At 63.9% G+C, this 20482-nt stretch carries 18 protein-coding genes and 1 tRNA gene; 13 read left to right on the forward strand and 6 right to left on the reverse strand.

Annotated features, from left to right (window positions below):
• Positions 1-10: 10 nt before the first annotated feature.
• The 3 genes from MRBLMC3_RS04465 to pgl all read left to right on the forward strand — a co-directional run bounded on the left by MRBLMC3_RS04465 (position 11) and on the right by pgl (position 3996).
• Positions 11-2188 (forward strand): 3-hydroxyacyl-CoA dehydrogenase NAD-binding domain-containing protein, encoded by a 2178-nt coding sequence (locus MRBLMC3_RS04465; RefSeq protein ID WP_363826157.1) that lies wholly within the window; start codon positions 11-13, stop codon positions 2186-2188.
• 67 nt (positions 2189-2255) lie between these two features.
• Positions 2256-3260, forward strand: a complete 1005-nt coding sequence (gene galE, locus MRBLMC3_RS04470; RefSeq protein ID WP_363754755.1) for a UDP-glucose 4-epimerase GalE — start codon at positions 2256-2258, stop codon at positions 3258-3260.
• A gap of 46 nt (positions 3261-3306) precedes the next feature.
• On the forward strand, positions 3307-3996 hold the full coding sequence (pgl, locus tag MRBLMC3_RS04475) for a 6-phosphogluconolactonase (RefSeq protein ID WP_363826160.1): 690 nt from the start codon (positions 3307-3309) through the stop codon (positions 3994-3996).
• A 3-nt stretch (positions 3997-3999) separates the two neighbouring features.
• On the opposite strand, the gene MRBLMC3_RS04480 is transcribed toward pgl, so the two are convergent.
• Positions 4000-4263 carry a hypothetical protein gene (locus MRBLMC3_RS04480; protein WP_133652184.1) on the reverse strand — a complete coding sequence of 88 codons (264 nt, stop codon included), beginning with the start codon at positions 4261-4263 and terminating at the stop codon, positions 4000-4002.
• Positions 4264-4317: 54 nt separating this feature from the next.
• On the opposite strand from MRBLMC3_RS04480, the gene MRBLMC3_RS04485 reads away from it, so the two are divergent.
• Positions 4318-5460, forward strand: coding sequence for an aminotransferase class I/II-fold pyridoxal phosphate-dependent enzyme (locus tag MRBLMC3_RS04485; RefSeq protein ID WP_363826163.1), 1143 nt, complete (start codon positions 4318-4320; stop codon positions 5458-5460).
• 87 nt (positions 5461-5547) lie between these two features.
• Here MRBLMC3_RS04485 and MRBLMC3_RS04490 read toward each other — a convergent pair.
• Positions 5548-5632 (reverse strand) — tRNA-Leu (locus tag MRBLMC3_RS04490).
• Between the two features lie 231 nt (positions 5633-5863).
• Between MRBLMC3_RS04490 and zwf the strand changes: the two genes are divergently transcribed.
• The 5 genes from zwf (at position 5864) to MRBLMC3_RS04515 (ending at position 11395) form a co-directional block, all read left to right on the forward strand.
• Positions 5864-7324 (forward strand): glucose-6-phosphate dehydrogenase, encoded by a 1461-nt coding sequence (gene zwf / locus MRBLMC3_RS04495; protein WP_133652186.1) that lies wholly within the window; start codon positions 5864-5866, stop codon positions 7322-7324.
• Positions 7317-9158, forward strand: a complete 1842-nt coding sequence (gene edd, locus MRBLMC3_RS04500; protein WP_363826167.1) for a phosphogluconate dehydratase — start codon at positions 7317-7319, stop codon at positions 9156-9158. The genes zwf and edd overlap by 8 nt, the downstream gene beginning before the upstream one ends.
• A 104-nt stretch (positions 9159-9262) precedes the next feature.
• Positions 9263-10228: a glucokinase gene (gene glk, locus MRBLMC3_RS04505; protein WP_363734619.1), complete on the forward strand. Its 966-nt coding sequence runs from the start codon at positions 9263-9265 to the stop codon at positions 10226-10228.
• The gene (eda, locus tag MRBLMC3_RS04510) at positions 10228-10845 is read left to right on the forward strand and encodes a bifunctional 4-hydroxy-2-oxoglutarate aldolase/2-dehydro-3-deoxy-phosphogluconate aldolase (protein ID WP_363754767.1); all 618 of its coding nucleotides are present in this window, start codon (positions 10228-10230) and stop codon (positions 10843-10845) included. Before glk ends, eda begins: the two co-directional genes overlap by 1 nt.
• Positions 10846-10882: 37 nt before the next feature.
• The gene (locus MRBLMC3_RS04515; RefSeq protein ID WP_363826170.1) at positions 10883-11395 is read left to right on the forward strand and encodes a hypothetical protein; all 513 of its coding nucleotides are present in this window, start codon (positions 10883-10885) and stop codon (positions 11393-11395) included.
• Positions 11396-11435: 40 nt separating this feature from the next.
• On the opposite strand, the gene MRBLMC3_RS04520 is transcribed toward MRBLMC3_RS04515, so the two are convergent.
• The 3 genes from MRBLMC3_RS04520 to MRBLMC3_RS04530 are packed head-to-tail and all read right to left on the reverse strand — an operon-like array spanning position 11436 to position 14660.
• Positions 11436-12035, reverse strand: a complete 600-nt coding sequence (locus tag MRBLMC3_RS04520) for a gamma carbonic anhydrase family protein (protein WP_363826173.1) — start codon at positions 12033-12035, stop codon at positions 11436-11438.
• A 1-nt stretch (position 12036) separates the two neighbouring features.
• Positions 12037-13032 (reverse strand): porphobilinogen synthase, encoded by a 996-nt coding sequence (gene hemB, locus MRBLMC3_RS04525; RefSeq protein ID WP_363826176.1) that lies wholly within the window; start codon positions 13030-13032, stop codon positions 12037-12039.
• Between the two features lie 47 nt (positions 13033-13079).
• On the reverse strand, positions 13080-14660 hold the full coding sequence (locus MRBLMC3_RS04530) for a M28 family metallopeptidase (protein WP_363734614.1): 1581 nt from the start codon (positions 14658-14660) through the stop codon (positions 13080-13082).
• 121 nt (positions 14661-14781) lie between these two features.
• Between MRBLMC3_RS04530 and MRBLMC3_RS04535 the strand changes: the two genes are divergently transcribed.
• The 3 genes from MRBLMC3_RS04535 to MRBLMC3_RS04545 all read left to right on the forward strand — a co-directional run bounded on the left by MRBLMC3_RS04535 (position 14782) and on the right by MRBLMC3_RS04545 (position 17712).
• Positions 14782-15483, forward strand: a complete 702-nt coding sequence (locus MRBLMC3_RS04535; RefSeq protein ID WP_363826179.1) for a head GIN domain-containing protein — start codon at positions 14782-14784, stop codon at positions 15481-15483.
• Between the two features lie 100 nt (positions 15484-15583).
• Entirely contained in the window at positions 15584-16861 is a 1278-nt protein-coding gene (locus MRBLMC3_RS04540; RefSeq protein ID WP_363826182.1) for an ammonium transporter, read from the forward strand.
• Positions 16858-17712, forward strand: coding sequence for a glycosyltransferase (locus MRBLMC3_RS04545; protein WP_363826185.1), 855 nt, complete (start codon positions 16858-16860; stop codon positions 17710-17712). The genes MRBLMC3_RS04540 and MRBLMC3_RS04545 overlap by 4 nt, the downstream gene beginning before the upstream one ends.
• A 125-nt stretch (positions 17713-17837) precedes the next feature.
• Here the strand turns inward: MRBLMC3_RS04545 and MRBLMC3_RS04550 are convergent, their stop codons facing one another.
• Entirely contained in the window at positions 17838-19169 is a 1332-nt protein-coding gene (locus MRBLMC3_RS04550) for an MFS transporter (protein WP_133652197.1), read from the reverse strand.
• Positions 19170-19357: 188 nt separating this feature from the next.
• Between MRBLMC3_RS04550 and cyoA the strand changes: the two genes are divergently transcribed.
• A complete protein-coding gene (cyoA, locus tag MRBLMC3_RS04555) occupies positions 19358-20479 on the forward strand; it encodes a ubiquinol oxidase subunit II (protein ID WP_363826188.1) in 1122 nt (373 codons plus the stop codon).
• Positions 20480-20482: the final 3 nt, after the last annotated feature.

Consider the following 20482-nt stretch of genomic DNA (forward strand, 5'->3'; position numbering starts at 1 on the left):
GTTGCCTCCAATGCAGACCATCACTTTCGACATCGACGCGGATGGCATTGCCACCCTGACGATCGATGTTCCCGATCAGTCGATGAACGTCATCGGCCCGGAATTCCTAGCCGATCTGGAAGAGGCGATCACGCGCATCTCCTCTGAAGAGGCGATCAAGGGCGCCGTCATCGCATCCGGCAAGGACAGCGGCTTCATGGCGGGCATGGACCTGAAATATTTCGGATCCATGCTGGTCAGCGAAAGCGGCAGACGCCCCTCTCCCGCTGAAATCTTCGACAAGGTCTTTGTCCTGAACCAGTTGTTCCGACGGCTGGAGACATGCGGCAAGCCGGTAGCCTGCGCCATTGAGGGCACATGCGTCGGCGGCGGGTTCGAACTGGCGCTCGCCTGCCATCGCCGTGTCGTGGGCGACAGTCCCCGGACGCAGCTTGGGTTGCCGGAAATCCTGATCGGCCTGTTCCCGGGCGGCGGCGGGTCGCAGCGCTTGCCGCGCATCATGGGCGTGCAGGCGTCGCTGATGTACATGTTGCAGGGCAAGCTGTTCCGCCCGGCTGACGCCGCGATGATGAAGGTCGTCGATCAGGTCGTGCCGCAGGGCACGGCGGTGCAGGCCGCGCGCGAATGGGTGAAGGCCAATCCCAGCGCCTCGGTTCAGCCATGGGACGTCAAGGGATTCAAATTCCCCGGCGGCGCGGGCGGGTTCAATCCGGCCTTCGTGCAGACCATGGCGGGTGCCCTTCCGATGACGCTCAAGCAGACGCAGCGTAACATGAACGCGCCGATCGCGCTGCTCTCCGCCGTCTATGAAGGGGCCTTCCTGCCAATCGATCGGGCGATCCGGGTCGAAAGCAAATATTTCGCCAAGGTCGCCGCCGATCCGCAGGCGGCGAACATGATCCGCAGCCTGTTCGTCAACAAGCAGGCAGCCGAGCGTGGCGCGCGGCGCCCGAAGGACCAGCCCAAGGCCCCGACGAGGAAACTCGCCATGCTGGGCGCGGGCATGATGGGTGCAGGGATAGCCACCGTTGCCGCGCAGGCGGGCATCGAGGTCGTGCTGTTCGACCGTGATCAGGCCTTTGCGGAAAAGGGCAAGGCGCATGTCGAGGAGGTGCTGAAGAAGCGCCTGGGCAAGGGCATGACGCCGGAAAAGATGGCGGAGACGCTGGCCCGCGTGACGCCCACGACAGACTATGCCGCGCTCGCGGGAGCGGACTTTGTGATTGAGGCGGTGTTCGAGGATGTCGCGATCAAGGCTGAAGTGACCAAGAAGGTCGAGGAGGTGCTGGGCGCGGATACGATCTTTGGCTCCAACACTTCCACCCTGCCGATCACCAGGCTGGCGAAGGCATGGTCGAAGCCGGAGAATTTCATCGGCATCCACTTCTTCTCGCCGGTCGAGAAGATGCCGCTGGTGGAGATCATCCTTGGCAAGGAAACCGGGCCTGCCGCCATCGCCAAGGCGCTCGACTTCGTCGCCCAGATCAAGAAGACGCCGATTGTCGTCAATGACTCGCGCGGCTTCTACACCTCGCGCTGCTTCGGCACCTATGTGCAGGAAGGCGTGGAGATGGTGGCCGAGGGGATCAACCCCGCGCTGATCGAAAATGCCGGGCGGCAACTGGGCATGCCGGTGGGGCCGCTCGCGGTCGGGGACGAGGTTTCCATCGAGCTGGGCCACAAGATCGTGGTCGCCGCGCGGAAGGAACTGGGCGATGCCTATGTCGCGCAGCCGTCCGACGCAGTGATGGCGCGCATGGTCGAGCTCGGCCGACTGGGGCGGAAAAGCGCCAAGGGCTGGTATGACTATCCCGAAGGGCAGAAGAAGCATCTCTGGGCCGGTCTGGAGGATATGTTCCCCCGCGCCGCCGTGCAGCCCGATGTGGAGGCGGTGAAGGAGCGCCTGCTCTATCGCCAGCTGATCGAATGTGCGCGCTGCTTTGAGGAAGGCGTGCTGGAAACGCCGGAGGATGGTGATATCGGCGCGATCTTCGGCTGGGGCTTCGCGCCCTATACCGGCGGGCCGTTCAGCCATATGGACACGGTCGGCATCGGCCATGTCGTGGCCGTTCTGGAGCGGCTGGCCGCCACGCATGGCGACCGCTTCGCGCCGACCGCGCAGTTGCTGGACATGGCGGCAAGCGGCGCGACCTTCTATCGCCCCGCTTCATCTCGCGCCGCAGCGTGAATGGGCTGTAAATCGTTGCCCCACTAGTTTAGGTCTTCCCGGATATCTCCGGGGAGACCTTATTTTTATGAGCGAAATGCCGACGGTTCTGGTCACGGGCGGAGCGGGCTATATCGGTAGCCATGCCGTATTGGCGCTGCGGGACGCTGGCTATGGCGTGGTCGTGATCGACAATCTGGTGACGGGATTCCGCTGGGCGGTGCCCGACGATGTGACCTTCGTCGAGGGCGACATTTCCGACCAGCCGCTGGTCCGGCAGACGCTGCGGGACCATGGCATAAAGGCGGTGATGCACTTTGCCGGATCGGTGGTGGTGCCTGAATCGGTCGAGAACCCGCTCAAATATTATCATAACAACAGCGCCAAGACCCGCGACCTGATCGAGAGCGTGGTCGCGGTGGGCGTGCCGCATTTCATCTTTTCCTCGACAGCGGCGACCTATGGCATTCCGGAAGAAAGCCCCGTCAAGGAAAGCACGCCGCAGCGACCGATCAACCCCTATGGCATGTCGAAGCTGATGACCGAATATATGCTGCGCGACGTCAGCGCGGCGCATGCGATGAACTTCTGCGCCCTGCGCTATTTCAATGTGGCCGGGGCCGATCCCGAAGGGCGCACCGGGCAATCGACCGCGGGGGCAACGCATCTGATCAAGGTGGCGGTCGAGGCCGCGCTGGGCAAGCGCAGCCATGTTTCGGTGTTCGGAACGGACTTTGATACGCCCGACGGGACCGGCGTGCGCGACTATATCCATGTCACCGATCTGGCGGCGGCGCATGTCCTGGCATTGGAGGCGTTGATGGCCAGACCGGAGCAGAATTACCTGCTCAACTGCGGCTATGGGCGCGGCTTCTCGGTGCTGGAGGTGCTGGACGCGGTCGACCGGGTGACGAACCTCAAGATCGACCGGCGGATGGAAGGACGCCGGGCGGGCGATCCGGATGCGCTGATCTCCGACAATCGGGCGATCATGGCCGAGTTTCCCTGGACGCCCCGGTTCGCCGATCTCGACCAGATCGTCACCCACGCCCTCGCCTGGGAGCGCAAGCTGACCGAGATTCGCGGCGAGTGAACGCCGAGTTCTGCCTGCGCCTTCCTTTCCACCGAGATTGAACAACATGCCTACCGAACATCTTTTCATTGAAGGCGCGCTGGCTGCAACGGACATGGCGCGGCGGATCGTCGCGCTTCTGGACGATGCCATAGCCAGGCGGGGCGTTGCGACCATCGCGCTGTCAGGCGGACGGTCGCCCCGGCCCGTGCTGGAGGCTCTTTCCGACACGACCCTGGATTGGGGCAAGGTGATCGTGACGCTGGTCGACGAACGCTGGGTCGCTCCTGACCATGCGGACAGCAATGAACGGTTGATCCGCGAAACGCTGTTGCGGGGAAAGGCTGCGGCGGCGCGTTTCGTGCCGATGAAGAACGATGCGGCGGACGCCTATGCGGGACAGGCGGAATGCGCGGCCGCCTTTGCGACCTTGCCCTGGCCGCTCGACATCGTGCTGCTGGGCATGGGTGAGGATGGGCATACCGCTTCCTTGTTTCCCGATGCGAAGGAACTGGCGGAGGGGCTTTCCACCGACGCCCTGACGCTGGCGGTCACGCCGCCCGATGCCCCGCACCAGCGGATGTCGATGAGCGCGAGAGCCATTCTCGCCAGCCGGCATATCTTCCTCCAGATTGGCGGGCCGGCAAAGAAGGCGGTCTATGACCGGGCGCTGGCGGGCGGTCCCGTCGAGGAACTGCCGATCAGGCTCGCGTTATGCCAGCATGCCGTTTCGGTGGAGGTTTGGATTTCGGCCTGACATTCAGTCGCGCGGCTTGTGCCGGGAGATGAGATAACGCCAGACGCCGACGAGGTTGATCAGGAGCAGCGCTATATTCTGAAAGCCTATGCCTTCGCTGTCCTCCGAGAGAAAGCCCCAGCCGATCAGGGCGATGGAGGACGTCACGAACAGGACGAACGCCCAGCCCGTGACGCGGCGACCAAGATTGAGGGAGACGATGAAGGCGGCAATGGTGGCGGCGCCTGCGCCATAATATTGTAGCGCATCGAGCATGGTTTCATTCATCCATCGCCAACGCAACAATTGTGACAAGGTTGCCGAGCGGATAAGAGGCAGCGCATGATTGCCCAGGTCGACCCTTTCCACGCCATCGCCATCAGCCGCGAAGCCCACAGGCTGGAGGCCGAAGGGCGATCCATCCTGCACATGGAGTTCGGGCAACCTTCCACGGGTGCGCCCTCGGCTGCCATTGCCGCCGCCCATGCCGTGCTCGACAACGATCCCATGGGCTATTGGGAAAGCCAGGCGCTGAAGGAGCGGATCGCACGGCACTATCGCGAATATTATGGCGTGGCGGTGGAAGCGGAACAGATCCTGCTGACGTGCGGAGCGTCGCCGGGGCTGGTGCTGGCGCTGACCAGCCTGTTCGCACCCGGTGCGCGGATCGCGACGGCGCGGCCCGGCTATGTCGCGTATCGCAACACGTTGAAGGCGCTCTACCTGGAGCCGCTGGAGATCGACTGCGGATCCGCCGAACGATATCAGATCAGCGCGGCGGCGCTGGAGGCGCTGGATTCGGGGGTGGACGGAACGATTATCGCCAGCCCTGCCAATCCCACCGGGACCATCATTCCTGCCGATGAAATGGCGCGGATAGCCGAGATTTGCCGGGCGCGCGCTATTCGCATCATTTCGGACGAGATCTACCACGGGCTGAACTATGGCGAACCTGCACGCTCGATGCTGGAATTCACGCCGGATGCCATCATCGTGAACAGCTTTTCCAAATATTTTTCCATGGCCGGGTGGCGGCTGGGCTGGGTGGTCTTTCCTCCCGATCTGATAGAAACAGCGCGGGCGCGCATGGGAAATCTGTTCCTGACGCCCCCTTCCCTGGCCCAGCATGCCGGATTGAAGGCCTTTGACTGCATCGATGAACTGGAGGTGCATGTCGCGACCTACCGGCGCAATCGCGAATTGCTGCTCGCTGCCCTGCCCGCCCTGGGATTGAAGGAGATCGCTCCCCCGGACGGCGCCTTCTACATTTATGCGGATGTCGGCCATCTCACGAACGACAGCCTGTCCTTCTGCCAGAAACTGCTGCGCGAAACCGGGGTAGCGACAGCGCCCGGAATCGATTTCGATCCGGTCGACGGGCACCGGCACATCCGTTTCAGCTTCGCGGTATCCACAGACCGGGTCGAGGATGCCATCACCCGGATGATCCCCTGGTTCAGGGAACAGGGCGCAGCAAGGGATTGACCTGCCCGGTCAAGGCAGAAAATCAGCCAGCCATGACGAAGGCAACCTGCATCGGGCCGGCAGCCGGATGCCAGGATCCGAAAAAGATGGTGCGGGCGGTCGGAATCGAACCGACACTCCTTTCGGAACCGGATTTTGAGTCCGGCGCGTCTACCAGTTTCACCACGCCCGCATGCCCTTCAACCGCGTTCCGCGAGAAAGATGATCCATCTTCCTCGAAAACGCCAAGGGTGGAGCGCCAATGGCAAAATCGGCGGCCAGCGTCCAGCCAAAAAACACTCCCTCCATCCTCTCGCGGTTGCGAGATGACCCTTGCCGGGATAGCCTGCTTGCGTAACGAGGGCGGCCAAGTGTAAGGGCGCTTTCGTGCAGACCTGAAACACTAACGGAAAAGGGAAGACCTTTGACCGAACCGTCTGCCACATTCCTGTTGTTCGGAGCCACGGGCGACCTGGCGCACAGGATGATCTTCCCGTCGCTGTACAATCTGCTGGCCGACGCCCTGCTGCCGGAGGATTTCCTGATCATCGCGTCGGGCCGGTCAGAACTGACCGATGACCAGTTTCGCGACGATATCGACAAGGCGCTGCGGAAATTCCTTGCCGCTGACCGCTATGATGCGGAAGTCGCGAAGCAGTTGCGCGACATCATCGTCTATCAACCGGTGGAGGCGGGCAATGGAGCCCAGTTCAAGGCGTTGGCAGAGCGGCTCGACGGGCGGCTGGACAAGGGCCTGTCCGTTTATCTCTCGACGCCCCCGTCTCTCTTCGCGCCGACCGCCCAGGGACTGGCCGAAGCAGGCCTGATCACCCCCCGCACGCGAATCGCCATGGAAAAGCCGATCGGCAAGGATCTGGCATCATCCAAGCAAGTGAATGACGGCATCGGCGCCCTGTTCGCCGAGGAACAGATTTTCCGCGTCGACCACTATCTGGGCAAGGAAACGGTCCAGAACCTGCTCGCCTTGCGCTTCGGCAATGTCATGTTCGAACCGCTGTGGAACGCCACGGCCATCGACCATGTGCAGATTACCGTGGGTGAGACCGTGGGGCTGGAAGGCCGGGTTTCCTATTATGACGGCGTGGGCGCGTTGCGTGACATGGTGCAGAACCACGTCCTCCAGATCCTGTCGATCATCGCCATGGAACCGCCGGCGCGTATGGACCCCACGGCCGTGCGCGACGAAAAGGTGAAGGCGTTGCGTTCGCTCCGCCCCATGACCGCCGAGACGGTCAAGACCCATAGCGTGCGCGGCCAGTATACGCCGGGCGCGGTCGGCGGGCAGATCGTCACCGGCTATGCTGACGAATTGGGCAAGCCGTCCGACACGGAAACCTTCGTCGCGCTGAAGGCCTATATCGACAATTGGCGCTGGCAGGGCGTCCCCTTCTACCTGCGCACGGGCAAGCGCATGCCGACGCGCCAGTCGGAAATATTGATCCAGTTCAAGCCGGTGCGCCATTCCATTTTCGGGCGCAACGGCGGAACCGGCCTGGAACCGAACACGCTCATCATCCGCCTGCAGCCGGAGGAATATATCCGCCTGCTGATCATGAGCAAAAGACCGGGGCTGGAGCGCGACGTGCATCTGGAGGAGGTGACGCTGGACGTGTCGCTGACCGCCGCCTTTGCCGGGCAACGCCGCCGCATCGCCTATGAGCGGCTGATCCTGGACCTGTTGGTCGGCGACGCGACGCTGTTCGTGCGCCGGGACGAGGTCGAGGCGCAATGGACGTGGATCGATTCGATCATCGACGGGTGGAAGGAAGCGGGCGTAAAGCCCTCCCCCTATTCTTCCGGGAACTGGGGGCCATCCTCAGCCATTGCCCTAATCGAACGAGACGGAGCAAGTTGGAATGACTGATCTTCATCCGGTGATCACCGAGGTCACCGAGCGCATCACGAAGCGCAGCGCAGCGTCGCGCCGGAAATATCTGGACCTGATCGAGCGCGGCCGTGACGCGGGCACCAATCGTGACCAGCTTTCCTGTGGAAACCTGGCTCATGGCTTTGCCGCAAGCGGCGAAGACAAGGCTGTCATCCGCACGGGCGGAGCGATGAACATCGGAATAGTCACTGCCTATAACGACATGCTCTCCGCGCATCAGCCCTATGGCCGCTACCCCGAGCAAATCAAGCTGGCGGCGCGGGAGGTCGGCTGCACCGCGCAGGTCGCAGGCGGCGTTCCGGCCATGTGCGACGGGGTGACGCAGGGGCAGGCAGGCATGGACCTGTCGCTCTTTTCCCGCGACACCATCGCGCTGGGAACCGCCATCGCCCTGTCCCATGCGATGTTCGAAGGCGCGCTGCTTCTGGGCATCTGCGACAAGATCGTGCCGGGCCTGCTGATCGGCGCGCTCCGCTTCGGGCACCTGCCGACCATTCTGGTTCCGGCGGGGCCGATGCCTTCGGGCCTCGCCAACAAGGAGAAAGTGCGCATCCGCCAGCTCTATGCCGAGGGCAAGGTCGGCAAGGAGGAATTGCTGGAATCTGAAAGCGCCAGCTATCATGGCGCGGGCACCTGCACCTTTTACGGTACGGCGAACAGCAACCAGATGATGATGGAGATGATGGGACTGCACATGCCCGCCGCATCTTTCATCCATCCGGGTACTAAGTTGCGACAGGAGCTGACGCGGGCGGCGGTGCATCAATTGTCGCGCATCGGTTGGACCAAGGAGGGACAGTCCAATGATGATTATCGACCATTGGGACACTGCGTCGACGAAAAGGCGATCGTCAACGCGATCATCGGCCTGATGGCTACCGGCGGATCGACCAATCACGCGATCCACCTGCCGGCCATCGCAAGGGCTGCGGGCATTGTCATCGACTGGACGGATTTCGCGGAGATTTCCGACGTCGTGCCGCTGCTGGCGCGGGTCTATCCCAACGGATCGGGCGATGTGAACAATTTCCATGCGGCGGGCGGCATCAGCTATGTGATCCGCGAACTGCTCGGCAACGGACTGCTGCACGGCGACATCCTGACCGTAGCGCGGCAAGGCCTGGCGGATTACGGCAAGGAGCCGGTGCTGGAGAATGAAGCGCTGGTCTGGAAGGATGTGCCCGAATCGCGGGATCTGTCGATCCTCCGGCCGGTGTCCGATGCGTTCAATCCGGACGGCGGCATGCGGCTTCTGGCCGGCAATCTGGGGCGCTGCGTCATGAAGGTGAGCGCGGTCGACAAGGAGCGCTGGACCATCGAGGCTCCGGCGGCCGTCTTCCACGATCAGGACGATGTGCTGCGCGCCTTCAAGGCGGGTGAACTGGAACGCGATGTGATCGTCGTGGTGCGGTTCCAGGGGCCAAAGGCAAACGGCATGCCGGAATTGCACAAGCTGACCCCTGCGCTGGGCGTGTTGCAGGATCGGGGTTTCCGCGTCGCCCTGGTGACGGACGGGCGCATGTCAGGCGCTTCGGGCAAGGTGCCCGCGGCGATCCATTTGTCGCCGGAGGCCTTGGGCGGTGGCCCCATCGCCAAACTGCGCGACGGCGATCTGGTGCGGGTCTGTGCCGAGAACGGCCAGATCGAGGCGCTGGTCGACACGGCCGAATGGGACAGTCGCGAAATGCCGACACCTCCCCCCGCCCCCTATGACACCGGCCGCGAATTGTTCGCACTGTTCCGCCACCATAGCGATCTTGCCGAAGCGGGCGCATCGCCCATACTGGCAGCCATGGAAACCGAAGTTTAAACTGAATTATTCCCGTTCACCCGGAGCCTGTCGAAGGGCTGCTCATTTTCTTGAAGAGAAATGCTGGGCGCTGACATGTTCAGCCCGAACGGGAGGAGAGTGATATGACCGACATCATCGCCGCCGACATTGGCGGCACCAACGCCCGTTTCGCCCGCGCGCGGCTCGATGCCCGCAATGTGCCCACATTGGGAAAGGCGCGCAAATATAAGGTAGCCGACTATCCAAGCCTCCAGGCCTGCTGGGCGGCCTTCGTCAAGGACGAGGGCGGCAATCTGCCAAGCTCCGCTTCCATAGCCTTCGCGACCGCGATCGGGCGCGAGGTCATCAAGCTCACCAACAGCGCATGGGTCATCCGGCCCGATACGCTGGACGAGGAACTGGGCCTCCGGCATTTGCGGCTGGTCAACGATTTCGAGGCGGTCGCCCACGCCGTGGCGCGCCTGCCCAAGGAAAATCTGCCGCTGCTGTTCGGCGAAGACAGGCCCTTTCCACGCGATGGCGGGGTGACGATCCTTGGCCCCGGCACCGGGCTGGGCGTGGCGATGATCGCCTTTGACGATGGCGAGCCGCATGTCATCGCTACGGAGGGCGGACATCTGGACTTCGCCCCGCTCGACCCGCTGGAGGAAAAGATCCTCGCCTATCTGCGCGACAAGTTCCTGCGCGTATCGACCGAACGTATCGTGTCGGGACCGGGCCTCAACAACATCTACAAGGCGATGGCGACCATCGGCCACGACCGGGTCGTTCTGATGGAGGATGCCGAGCTGTGGCAGGCCGCCATTGAGGGAACCGACGAATTCGCGCGCAGGGCGCTGGAACGGTTCTGCATGTCCTACGGCTCGGTCGCGGGCGACCTGGCGCTGGCGCAGGGACCGCATACGGTGGTGCTGGCGGGTGGACTGACCCAGCGAATGAAGGACATATTGCCGCAATCCAGTTTCCATCAGCGCTTCACTGCCAAGGGGCGATTTGAAAGCCTGATGAAGTCGGTGCCGATCCGCTTCGCCCTGCATGACGAAATCGGGCTGTACGGTGCGGCTGCAGCCTTTCGGGAGAAGAAATAATGGCCTTGAGCGTTGAACAGGTGATGGAACTGGCGCCGGTGATCCCGGTGCTGGTGGTCGACCGGGTCGAGGATGCCCTGCCTATCGCACGGGCGCTGGTGAAGGGCGGACTGCCCGCGCTGGAAGTGACGCTGCGAACGCCAGCGGCGCTGGACGTGATTCGTGAAATGGCGCAGGTAGAGGGCGCAGTCGTCGGTGCGGGCACTGTCCTCAATCCGGCGCAACTGGATGAAGCAATGGAGGCGGGCGCGCGCTTCATCGTCAGCCCCGGCCTGACCGAACCCCTCGGGAAGGCGGCCATCGCGGCGGGCATTCCGTTCCTGCCCGGCACGGCGACGGCAGGCGATATCATGCGCGGCATGGACATGGGCTTGTCGCACTTCAAATTCTTTCCCGCGGAAACATCGGGCGGTTTGCCGGCCCTCAAGGCGCTGGCGGCGCCGCTGCATCAGGCGCGCTTCTGCCCGACCGGCGGCATCACGGCGGAAAGCGCGCCCAAATGGCTGGCAGAGCCCTTCATCAAATGCGTGGGCGGAAGCTGGGTCGTGCCCAAGGGGCCGGTCGATCCGGCGAAGATCGAGGCGCTTGCGCGGGAAGCCGCCGCCCTGCCTCGCTAAGCTTGCCTCCCGGCACGGCTCATCCTAGATGCGAAGCATGAATCTGCGTCGGCTGCTTCCATCCCTGGCACTGTTTCTCTCTGGTTGCGCCAGCAGCTTCCAGGGCTACCCCTCACTCGCCAAGCGCGCCATAGAGGATGCGCCCATTGCTGAGGCGGCGGCGCAGCCCTCCCCGGTCGCGCCTGAACCGGAGCTTGTCCAGAGTGTCGACCGGCTGACCGCGCAGGCGCAGGCGGGCGGCACCGCATTCGACAAGGCCTGGCCAGCAGCGGACAAGGCAGCGCGGGCTGCTTCGGGATCGGCGGTTTCCAGCGAGGCCTGGGTGGCGGCACAGACCGCGCTCAGCGCATTGGAATCGGCGCGTAACGGCAGCGTTTCGGCGCTTGCCAGCCTGGACGTACTCTATGTCGAGCGCAGCAATGCGGCGGCCGAAGGGAAGGTCAGCGGCGGCATCGAAACGATCGATGCTGCGCGCGCATCGGTGCTGGCGATTGTTGACAGCCAGAATGACCGGCTCGATGCGCTCAAGGGGCTACTGGCTCAACCGTAAATGCGCAGCAAGGCAGGCCCGCCTCCGCGGCAGGCGCGCCTCATTCCCCCGAGAACGCTGCCTTCACCGCGCCCTTATGCGCCTTGCCATTATGCACATAATGTTCGACCCCTTCACGCATGTCGATCAGCACTTCGTCGGACAGGTCGCGCATATATTTGGCCGGGCGGCCGGCCCAAAGCTGGCGGTGAGGCACCGTCTTGCCCGGCGAGAGCAGCGCGCCCGCCGCGAGCATGGCGTCGCTCTCCACCGTACCGCCGCTCATGACGATGGCGCCCAGCCCCACAAAGGCGCGGTCCTTCAGCACGCAACCATGAACCATCGCCATATGGCCGATTAGCACATCCTCCCCGATGATCGTCGGCCAACCCTCGGACGGCCGCCCGTCGATATGATCGCCGGGGCTGTCGCAATGCACGACCGAACCGTCCTGGATATTGGTGCGGGCGCCGATATGGACGAAGTTCACATCCGCCCGGATCACGCAATTATACCAGATGCTGACGTCCGGGCCGATCTCCACGTCTCCGATGATCCGGCATCCCGGCGCGATGAAGGCGCTGGGGTGGATCCTGGGCGTCTTGCCGTTGAAGGGGATGATCGAAACTTCGGGATGTTCATGGCGGGGATGATCGGCCATTTCAGGCTCCCAGCAGCCGCGCCGCGTGGAGCGCATGATAGGTCAGGACGCCTGAGCAGCCGGCACGCTTGAACGCCAGCAAGGTTTCCAGCACCAGCGCATCGCGGTCCCCCGCCCCCACGGCGGCGGCGGCCTCCAGCATCGCATATTCGCCCGACACCTGATAGGCGAAGACCGGTACTTCGAACCGATCCTTCACCTGGCGGATGATGTCCAGATAGGGCAGGCCCGGCTTCACCATCACGCTGTCGGCGCCTTCCGCAATGTCCAGCGCAACCTCGCGCAGCGCTTCCGCACTGTTGGCGGGGTCCATCTGGTAGGTCTTCTTGTTGCCCTTCAGCAGCCCGCCGGAGCCCACCGCATCGCGAAACGGACCGTAGAAGGCGCTCGCATATTTGGCGGCATAGGCCATGATCTGCACATTGGCGTGGCCTTCCTCCTCCAGCGCCTCGCGGATGGCGCCGACGCGGCCGTCCATCATGTCGCTGGGCGCGATGATGTCCGCGCCTGCCGCGGCCTGGTTCAGCGCCTGGCCGATCAGCACGTCGATGGTGGCGTCATTGACGACATAGCCCGCTTCGTCCAGCAGCCCGTCCTGCCCGTGCGCGGTATAGGGGTCGAGGGCCACGTCAGTAAGGACGCCGATGTCGGGCACCGCATCCTTTATGGCGCGAATGGCACGACACATCAGATTATCGGGATTGAGCGCCTCCTCCCCATCGTCGCTGCGACGCTCCGGCTGCGTATTGGGGAAAAGCGCGAGGCAGGGAATGCCCGCCGCCTGCGCGTCTCTCGCGCGCTCGACCATCAGGTCCACCGACCAGCGCGAAACGCCGGGAAGCGACCCGATCGGTTCCTCCACCCCCTGTCCCTCGGTGACGAACAGGGGCCAGATGAAGTCGGTGGGCGTCAGGCGGTTCTCGGCGTGCATTGCCCGGCTCCAGGCGGAGGCACGGGTGCGGCGCAGGCGAAGCGCCGGATAGGAGGCATGGGTCATGGCCCGGTGTTTAGGCCCCTGCCCTCCTCGGATCAAGCAGCAGCGCTCTATTTGCCGAAGCGGCGGAAGAAGCTGTCTTCGTTCCAGGCCGGTCGCCGATCAGCATTGGCGATACGCAGCGCGACGGCGGCGACATAATCGTTGAGCCTGGCCGCTTCGGCCGGCATCACCGGCTGGTTCGCATCGTCCCTGGGCGAATGGTAGATATTGGCGCGCCATGCCCGTTCGACCACCGCCTCGGGCGTGCCCGCCTTGAACCCATATTTGAAGAACAGCGCGGGGATACCCATCCGGATGAAGCTATATTGGTCGGAGCGGACGAAGACGTTCCGATCAGGGAAGGGATCGGGCGTGATTGGCAGGTTCATTGCCATGCTCACCGCTTCGGCGTCCTTGCCCAGGCTGCTCTGGTCATAGCCGATCGGGGTCACGCTGGTGAGCGGGAAGATCGGCAGCGCCATGTCGAAATTCAGGTCAGCCACCATCGCCCTTTGCCGCACTGTCGGACGCCGCACGAAATAGCTGGAGCCGAGCAGGCCCTTCTCCTCGGCAGTGACGATCGCGAAAAGGATGGATCGGCGCGGCTTCACCTTCCCGCCGACCAGCGTCCGCGCAATTTCCAGCAGGCTTGCCACGCCAGATGCATTGTCGAGCGCGCCATTGTAGATCGCATCCCCGTTGATCGGCGTGCCGATGCCATATCCGTCGAGATGGGCGGACAGGACGACATATTCCTTTTTGAGCCGCGGGTCCGCGCCGGGCATGACTGCCAGGATATTGGGCGAGGAGAGGTCCGCTCGCTTCGCCGCCACCCTGGCGTCCAGATGCTGCGCAAGCGGGAAGGCCGGGACCGGACCGGAACTGTCGGCAGCCGCAGCGATCTGATCGAAATCATGGCCCGAACCGGCAAAGAGCATCGCGGATTTCGCCGGGTCGAACTGAGCGACCAGGAAGGGCGTCAGGGTCTCCCGCAGGGCCGCGTCGCGGAAGTACAGGGCCGGTTGGCTGGCCAGCGCCACGCGCCTGTCCCAGGGAATCTCGACCTGCCTGGGCGTCACAAGCTGGACCAGCCCCAGCGCGCCCTGCTTTGCCAACCATGCCGCCCGCTCCGAACGCGCATGGGACTTGAGCGCACCGGAGATGCCGACCGGGCCGCCCGATATGACCACCACGATCTTGCCTTTGAGGTCCAGGCCCGCAAAATCATCATGCCCCACCTCCGGCAGGTGCAGGCCATAGCCGGCGAAGACCAGAGGCGCAGTCACGGTTTCCGGGACCGGGCCGCCTCCTCCGGAAAAAATGATGTCAGCCGGCACCGACAGCGCAGTCTCTCCACCTGCTCCCTTCAGCGAAGCGTGGCTCTCCTTCGACAGGATCACCTGCTCGGTAAAGGCAATGGGCTGTTTGTAACCGTGGGTTCCCGCAGGCTTCAGCCCCAGCGCCCGAAGCCGACCGATCACATAGTCAGCCGCCCTGTCATAGCCCGGCCTGCCAGTGCCCCGCCCCTCAAAGCCATCGTCGGCGAGGGTGCGGACATGGTTCCACCAGGCCTGGCCCCGATCATCCGGCGCGGCAGCGCCCGCAGTGCTAATCAAGCCCAGGAGAAGAGCGAAAATCCACTTGCGCATCAGCCACATGCCCCTTTTCGAAACCCGGACGATCTTGCCTGATCCGGTGCGACGAACAAGGGGCTTGGAACCGCTACGGCCCGTCCCTATCAGAATCGACGCTAAAGATTGGGAGATCGCCATGTCGCTGCCTCGTTTGCTGCTCCTGTCAGGCGCCATGATGGCATGGATCGCTCCGGCCATGGCCGCCACGCGCGGCTTCACCATCACCAGCTTCGACGTCATCCGCGTCGATGCACCGGTTGAGGTGGTGATCACGACTGGCGCGGGCGCTTCGGCCCGGGCGGAGGGCGATCAGGGAGTGCTGGACCGGCTGAAGGTGGACGTGTCCGGCCGCCTCCTCTCCGTCACCATGGAGCGGCCCCGGCCGGGCGAAAAATCCGGCGGGCGCGCGGTGCTGCGACTATCGACGGGAGATCTCGGCCGCGTGGTGCTGACCGGCGGCGGATCGGTGTCGGTCAGCCGGATGAAAGGGCTGCATGGGGAGATCGTGCTGGGCGGCAACGGGGACATCAGCGTCGCGGCGGTGGATCTTGATCAACTCAGCCTGGGCGTGGCCGGAGCCGGCCGGGCGACCCTCTCCGGTCGGACCGGCGTCGCGTCCATCCGGGTCACCGGTCCCGGAGCGGTGATGGCGGAAGGCCTGCGGGTCCGCCAGGCCACCGTGGCGAATGACGGCCCGGGAAATGTGGCGCTAACGGCGGAGGTATCGGCCAAAGTGTCGGCGTCCGGATCAGGCGACGTGACGGTGGCGGGCAAAGCCGCCTGCAGCGTCGACAATCGCGGAACGGGCCGGATCAGTTGCGGCGGGGAGGCCTATTAGGCTTCATAAACTCCGGAACGTCCGGGAAATAGCCAGGGTTAGGCAAGTCTTTACCTCAGATGCGGTAGGGCGGGCAGGATATGGACCGCCGGATTTCCTTATGCATCGCCTGCCCGCCATTACCCTGTTCCTGATCATGGTGACGCCCCAGCCCGCTTTTGCGCAAGTCGCCGTGGCGGACAGCGGCGATACGGCCTGGATGATGCTGTGCGCCCTGCTGGTGCTGCTGGCGGCACTGCCGGGATTGGCGCTGCGCCATGCGGGGCTGGCTCCCATGCGTAGCGCCCTGACGACAGGCGTGCAGGGATTGGTGGTTGCCGCCAGCGTTTCGCTGCTGTGGGCGCTTGTCGGCTACAGCCTGGCCTATGCGCCGGGCAGCGGATGGCTGGGCGGAAGGGCGCATCTGTTGCTGGCCAATCTGGGTGCGCTCCGCGACGGGTTGACCGTGCCGGAATCGACTTTCGTGCTGTTCCAGATGGCGCTGGCGATGCTTGCCGCGGGCCTGCTACCCGGCGCGGTGGCCGGGCGGGTGCGGCTGGGATGGATGGCAATGTTCACGCTGCTGTGGCTGTTGCTGGTCTATGCGCCGGTGGTGCACTGGGTCTGGGGCGGCGGGTGGCTCGCCAATCTGGGCGTCATGGATTTCGCTGGTGCGCTCGTCGTTCATCTGACCGCCGGATTTTCCGCGCTGGTGCTGGCGCTCGTCGTCGGCAAACGGCGCGCCCCCTCTTCGGGACATGCCCCGGTGCTGGGCATTTCAGGCGGCCTGCTGTTGTGGATCGGCTGGGCCGGCATATTGGGCGGATGGTCGTTCGGCGCGACGGACAATGCGGCGACGGCTGTTTTGAACGGCCATTTCGCCGCTTGCGCGGGCCTCTTCGGATGGACGCTGGTAGAACGGATCGACAAGGGACGCGTCACCGCCAATGGGCTGGTTTCGGGCCTGTTGGCAGGGCTGGTGGCGATCTCCGCCTGCGCTCCCCTGGTCGGGCCGGGCGGGGCAATGGCGATCGGGATGATCGCCGCCATCATCTGCCGTCTGGCCAAGGCCTTGCTGGGCCGGCGCATCGACGACGCGGCCGACATTTTCGTGATCCACGGACTGGGCGGGCTGACGGGCGTGCTGCTGCTGCTCTTCTTCGTGCTGCCCGCTTTGGGCGGAGTCGGTTTCGCAGCAGGCATCAGCCTTGGCGGCGCCTTCGTAGCTCAGTCGATCGGCATCTTGGCGGTGGCGCTTTGGGCAATGGCCGGCACAGCGATCATTGCGCTGATGCTGTCTGTGGTCAGTCCCGCCCGGATCAGCGCGCGCGAAGAGGCCGAGGGGCTGGACGTCACCCGGCATGGCCAGCCAAGCTGGGATTTCCGCCAGGGATCATGAACGTCGCGGTCGGCATCTTCGCGCATCAGGAGGAACGGCGGATCGGACTCTGCCTCGCTTCCCTGCCGCTCGATCGGGCGGACACCGTGTTCCATGTTCTGGTGAACGGGTCGAGCGATCATACTGCGGCGCGAGCGCGGGAAGCATCCGGCGGGCGGGCCCATGTCATCGTTCACGATCTGGCGGCTGGGGGCAAGGCAAGAACCTGGAACCATTTCGTCCATCACCTGCTGGGCGGCGGAGAGGATGCAGTCGTCTTCATGGACGGCGATGCGGAGATCGAGGCCGGATCGATCGACGCGCTGGTGTCCGATCTCGCCGCGCAGCCTGAGGCGAATGCGGCCGCTGGAATGCCGATGAACGGGCGTTCCGCACAATCCTATCGCCAGCGGTTGCGCGAGGAACGGGGATTGTTCGGCGATCTCTACGCCCTGTCGGGGCGTTTCGTCGCGGCGATCCGTTCGACGCGACTGCGGCTGCCCGAGGACATGATTGGCGACGACGGTCTGGTGGCGGCATGGGCACACACCGATCTGGGTTGCGACGCCGATTGGCGGCGGGAGCTCATCCTGGCCTGCGAGGAGGCGGGTTTCCGCTGCGAGCCTGTCAGCCTGCTGAGGCCTTCCACCCTGCGCATGCAATATCGACGGATGATCAATTATTCGGTTCGTTTTTATCAGAACCGGATCGTTTCGGACATCATGGCCCGCGAAGGCGTTTCGGGACTGCCGGGGCGTATGGACAGCCTATATGCCCAATGGTTGCCGCAGTTCCGGCCCCGCTCCCTTCCGACAGGCTGGTTCGATCGGAAGGCATTGGCGCGCATGCGGGATTCTGTCCGAAACATGTGAATGCCCGCCGATGAACAGCAGGCGCCCTTGAACAGGACCGCTGCCTCTGCGCAATTCCGGCGAATATGAAAAGGGCCAGAGAAAGCTTCCTTTCCTGACCCCTTTTCATGGATGGCGTCGCCGTCTTAGCGATCGCGCCCCGCCAGTTCCTTATTGATGTAAAGGGCTACCATCGTCGCCACCGCGCCGGACAGCAGGTAGATGCCCGATGCGGCCAGCCCGAATTTCACCGATAGCAGCAAGGCCACCAAAGGCGCGAAACCGGCGCCGACCAGCCAGGCCAGGTCGGACGTCAGCGCCGATCCGGTATAGCGCGCCTCCGTTGCGAAATTGGACGCGACCACGCCGGACGACTGGCCGAAAGCGAGGCCGAGCAGCATGAAGCCCAGGATCATGAAGGCTACCTCGCCCAGGTCGCCGCCGTTCAGCAGCAGCGGCGCCATGACGCTGAAGATCGCGATCCCAAGCGCCGACCATGCCAGCAGCGAGCGGCGGCCGATCTGGTCGGCGATGAAGCCGGACACGACGATCGCCAGCAAGCCCACGGACGCGCCAATCATCTCGATGATCAGGAACCGTTCCAGCGGCTGGTTGGTGAAGAGCGCGACCCAGCTCAACGGGAACACCGTCACCATGTGGAAAAGGGCGAAACTGGCCAGCGGAGCGAAGGCGCCGATGATGATGTTGCGCCCTTCCGCCTTGACAGTCGGCAGGATTTCGGACGGTTGAAGGTCCTTCTGCTCGAACAGGCGCTCGAATTCATGCGTCACCACGATGCGCAGCCGGGCGAACAGCGCGACGACATTGATGGCAAAGGCGACGAAGAAAGGATAGCGCCAGCCCCAGTCAAGGAAGTCCGCGCGCGTCAGGGTAAGCAGGAAGAAGGCGAACAGCCCGCTCGCCACCAGCAAGGCCAGCGGCGCACCGAGTTGGGGCACCATCGCGTACCAGCCGCGCTGATGCTGCGGCGCGTTCAGCGACAGCAGCGAAGCCAGACCATCCCAGGTGCCGCCAAGCGCAATGCCCTGTGCGGCTCGCAAGATGATCAGCACTAACGCAGCATAATGGCCAATGGTCGCATAACCGGGCATGAACGCGATGGACGCGGTCGAACCGCCGAGCAGGAACAGCGCGACGGTCAGCTTCGTTCCACGGCCGTAGCGACGATCGATCGCCATGAAGATCAGCGAACCGATCGGCCGCGTGATGAAGGCGACGGCAAAGATCGCGAAGGAATAGAGGGTGCCGGTCAGGGCATCCACATAGGGGAACACCAGGCTCGGAAACACGATGACCGAGGCGATGGCGTAAACGAAGAAATCGAAAAATTCGGAGGTGCGACCAATGATCACACCAATGGAAATATCACCCGGCGCGATCTTGTGGTCCCGCGCATTGATCAGGCGCGCATCATCCTCCAGCGATCGGGAGGTGAAGGTCATGGCCTGTGAACTCATCGGCATCCGCTCCTTGGCTAAGCCACCGGAACCATCTTTTGTTCTGCCGGCGGCTACGGATAGGCAACATAGCAGAAAACCCACGGAATCTAAGCCGTATCCCATGCTTCAAGCATTTTTTGCATCTGCGCACTATGGGACAAATTGCCCACTGTTCGACTCCTTGCGGAAACGATAGGCGCCCGATCATGTCAAACCCCCTCTCCCTTGATCGGGCCTGGATTTTCCGTTGGCCCGCTCCGATTCTGGCGCTGCCGCTCACGGGCTGCAACTGGGTCGTGATGAACCCGTCGGGCGATATTGCGGTGCAGCAGCGCGATCTGATCCTGATTTCGACCGCGCTGATGCTGCTGATCGTCGTCCCTGTCATGGCGCTGGTCGTCTTCTTCGCTTGGCGCTACCGCGCAGCGAACCAGGCGGCGGACAAGGATTATGATCCGGATTGGGACCATTCCACCAAGCTGGAACTGCTGATCTGGTCGGCGCCCCTGCTGATCATCATCTGCCTGGGCGCGTTGACCTGGGTCAGCACGCACAAGCTCGACCCCTATCGGCCGCTGGAGCGCATCGACGCCAGGACCGCGATCGATCCCAAGGTGAAGCCGCTGACGGTCGAGGTCGTCGCGCTCGATTGGAAATGGCTGTTCATCTACCCCGAACTGGGCATCGCCACGGTCAACGAGCTGGCGCTGCCCGTGAATGTCCCGGTGCGGTTCGACATCACCGCCTCCACCGTGATGAACAGCTTCTACGTGCCTGAACTCGCGGGCCAGATCTATGCCATGCCCGGCATGAAGACGCAGTTGCACGCGGTTGCAAACCGTCCGGTCGCGGGCACCGGCATATCCGCCAACTATTCGGGCGCCGGTTTCACCCACATGCGCTTCGCCTACAGGGCGCTGGACAGGGCCGCATTCGACGCCTGGGCCGCCAGGGTAAAGGCAAGCCGCGCCAGCCTTGACCGCAACGTCTATCTGACCCTGGCCAAGCCCAGCGAGAAGACGCCGGTCGCCTATTTCTCGGCCGTCGATCCCAAGCTGTTCGACGCCGTGGTCAATCTTTGCCCGCGCCCCGGCCAGCGCTGCATGAGCGAGTTGATGCACATCAACATGATGGGCGGCGCAGGCAAGGAATCGGCGCGCGACACCAACGGCCTGCGCTACGACTTTCCCGACAGCCATGTGATCGAACAGTCGGACCAGAACAAGGGGCAGGAGACGGCTCCCGACGCTCCGGCCGCCGGCGCCTCTCGGATTCCGGGCGATCACTCTTCCCACAGCGGCGCTGATGCGCACGCGCAGCATCGGTAAGGC

The organism is Sphingobium sp. LMC3-1-1.1, from assembly GCF_040676285.1.
In the GTDB taxonomy this organism is placed as follows: domain Bacteria; phylum Pseudomonadota; class Alphaproteobacteria; order Sphingomonadales; family Sphingomonadaceae; genus Sphingobium.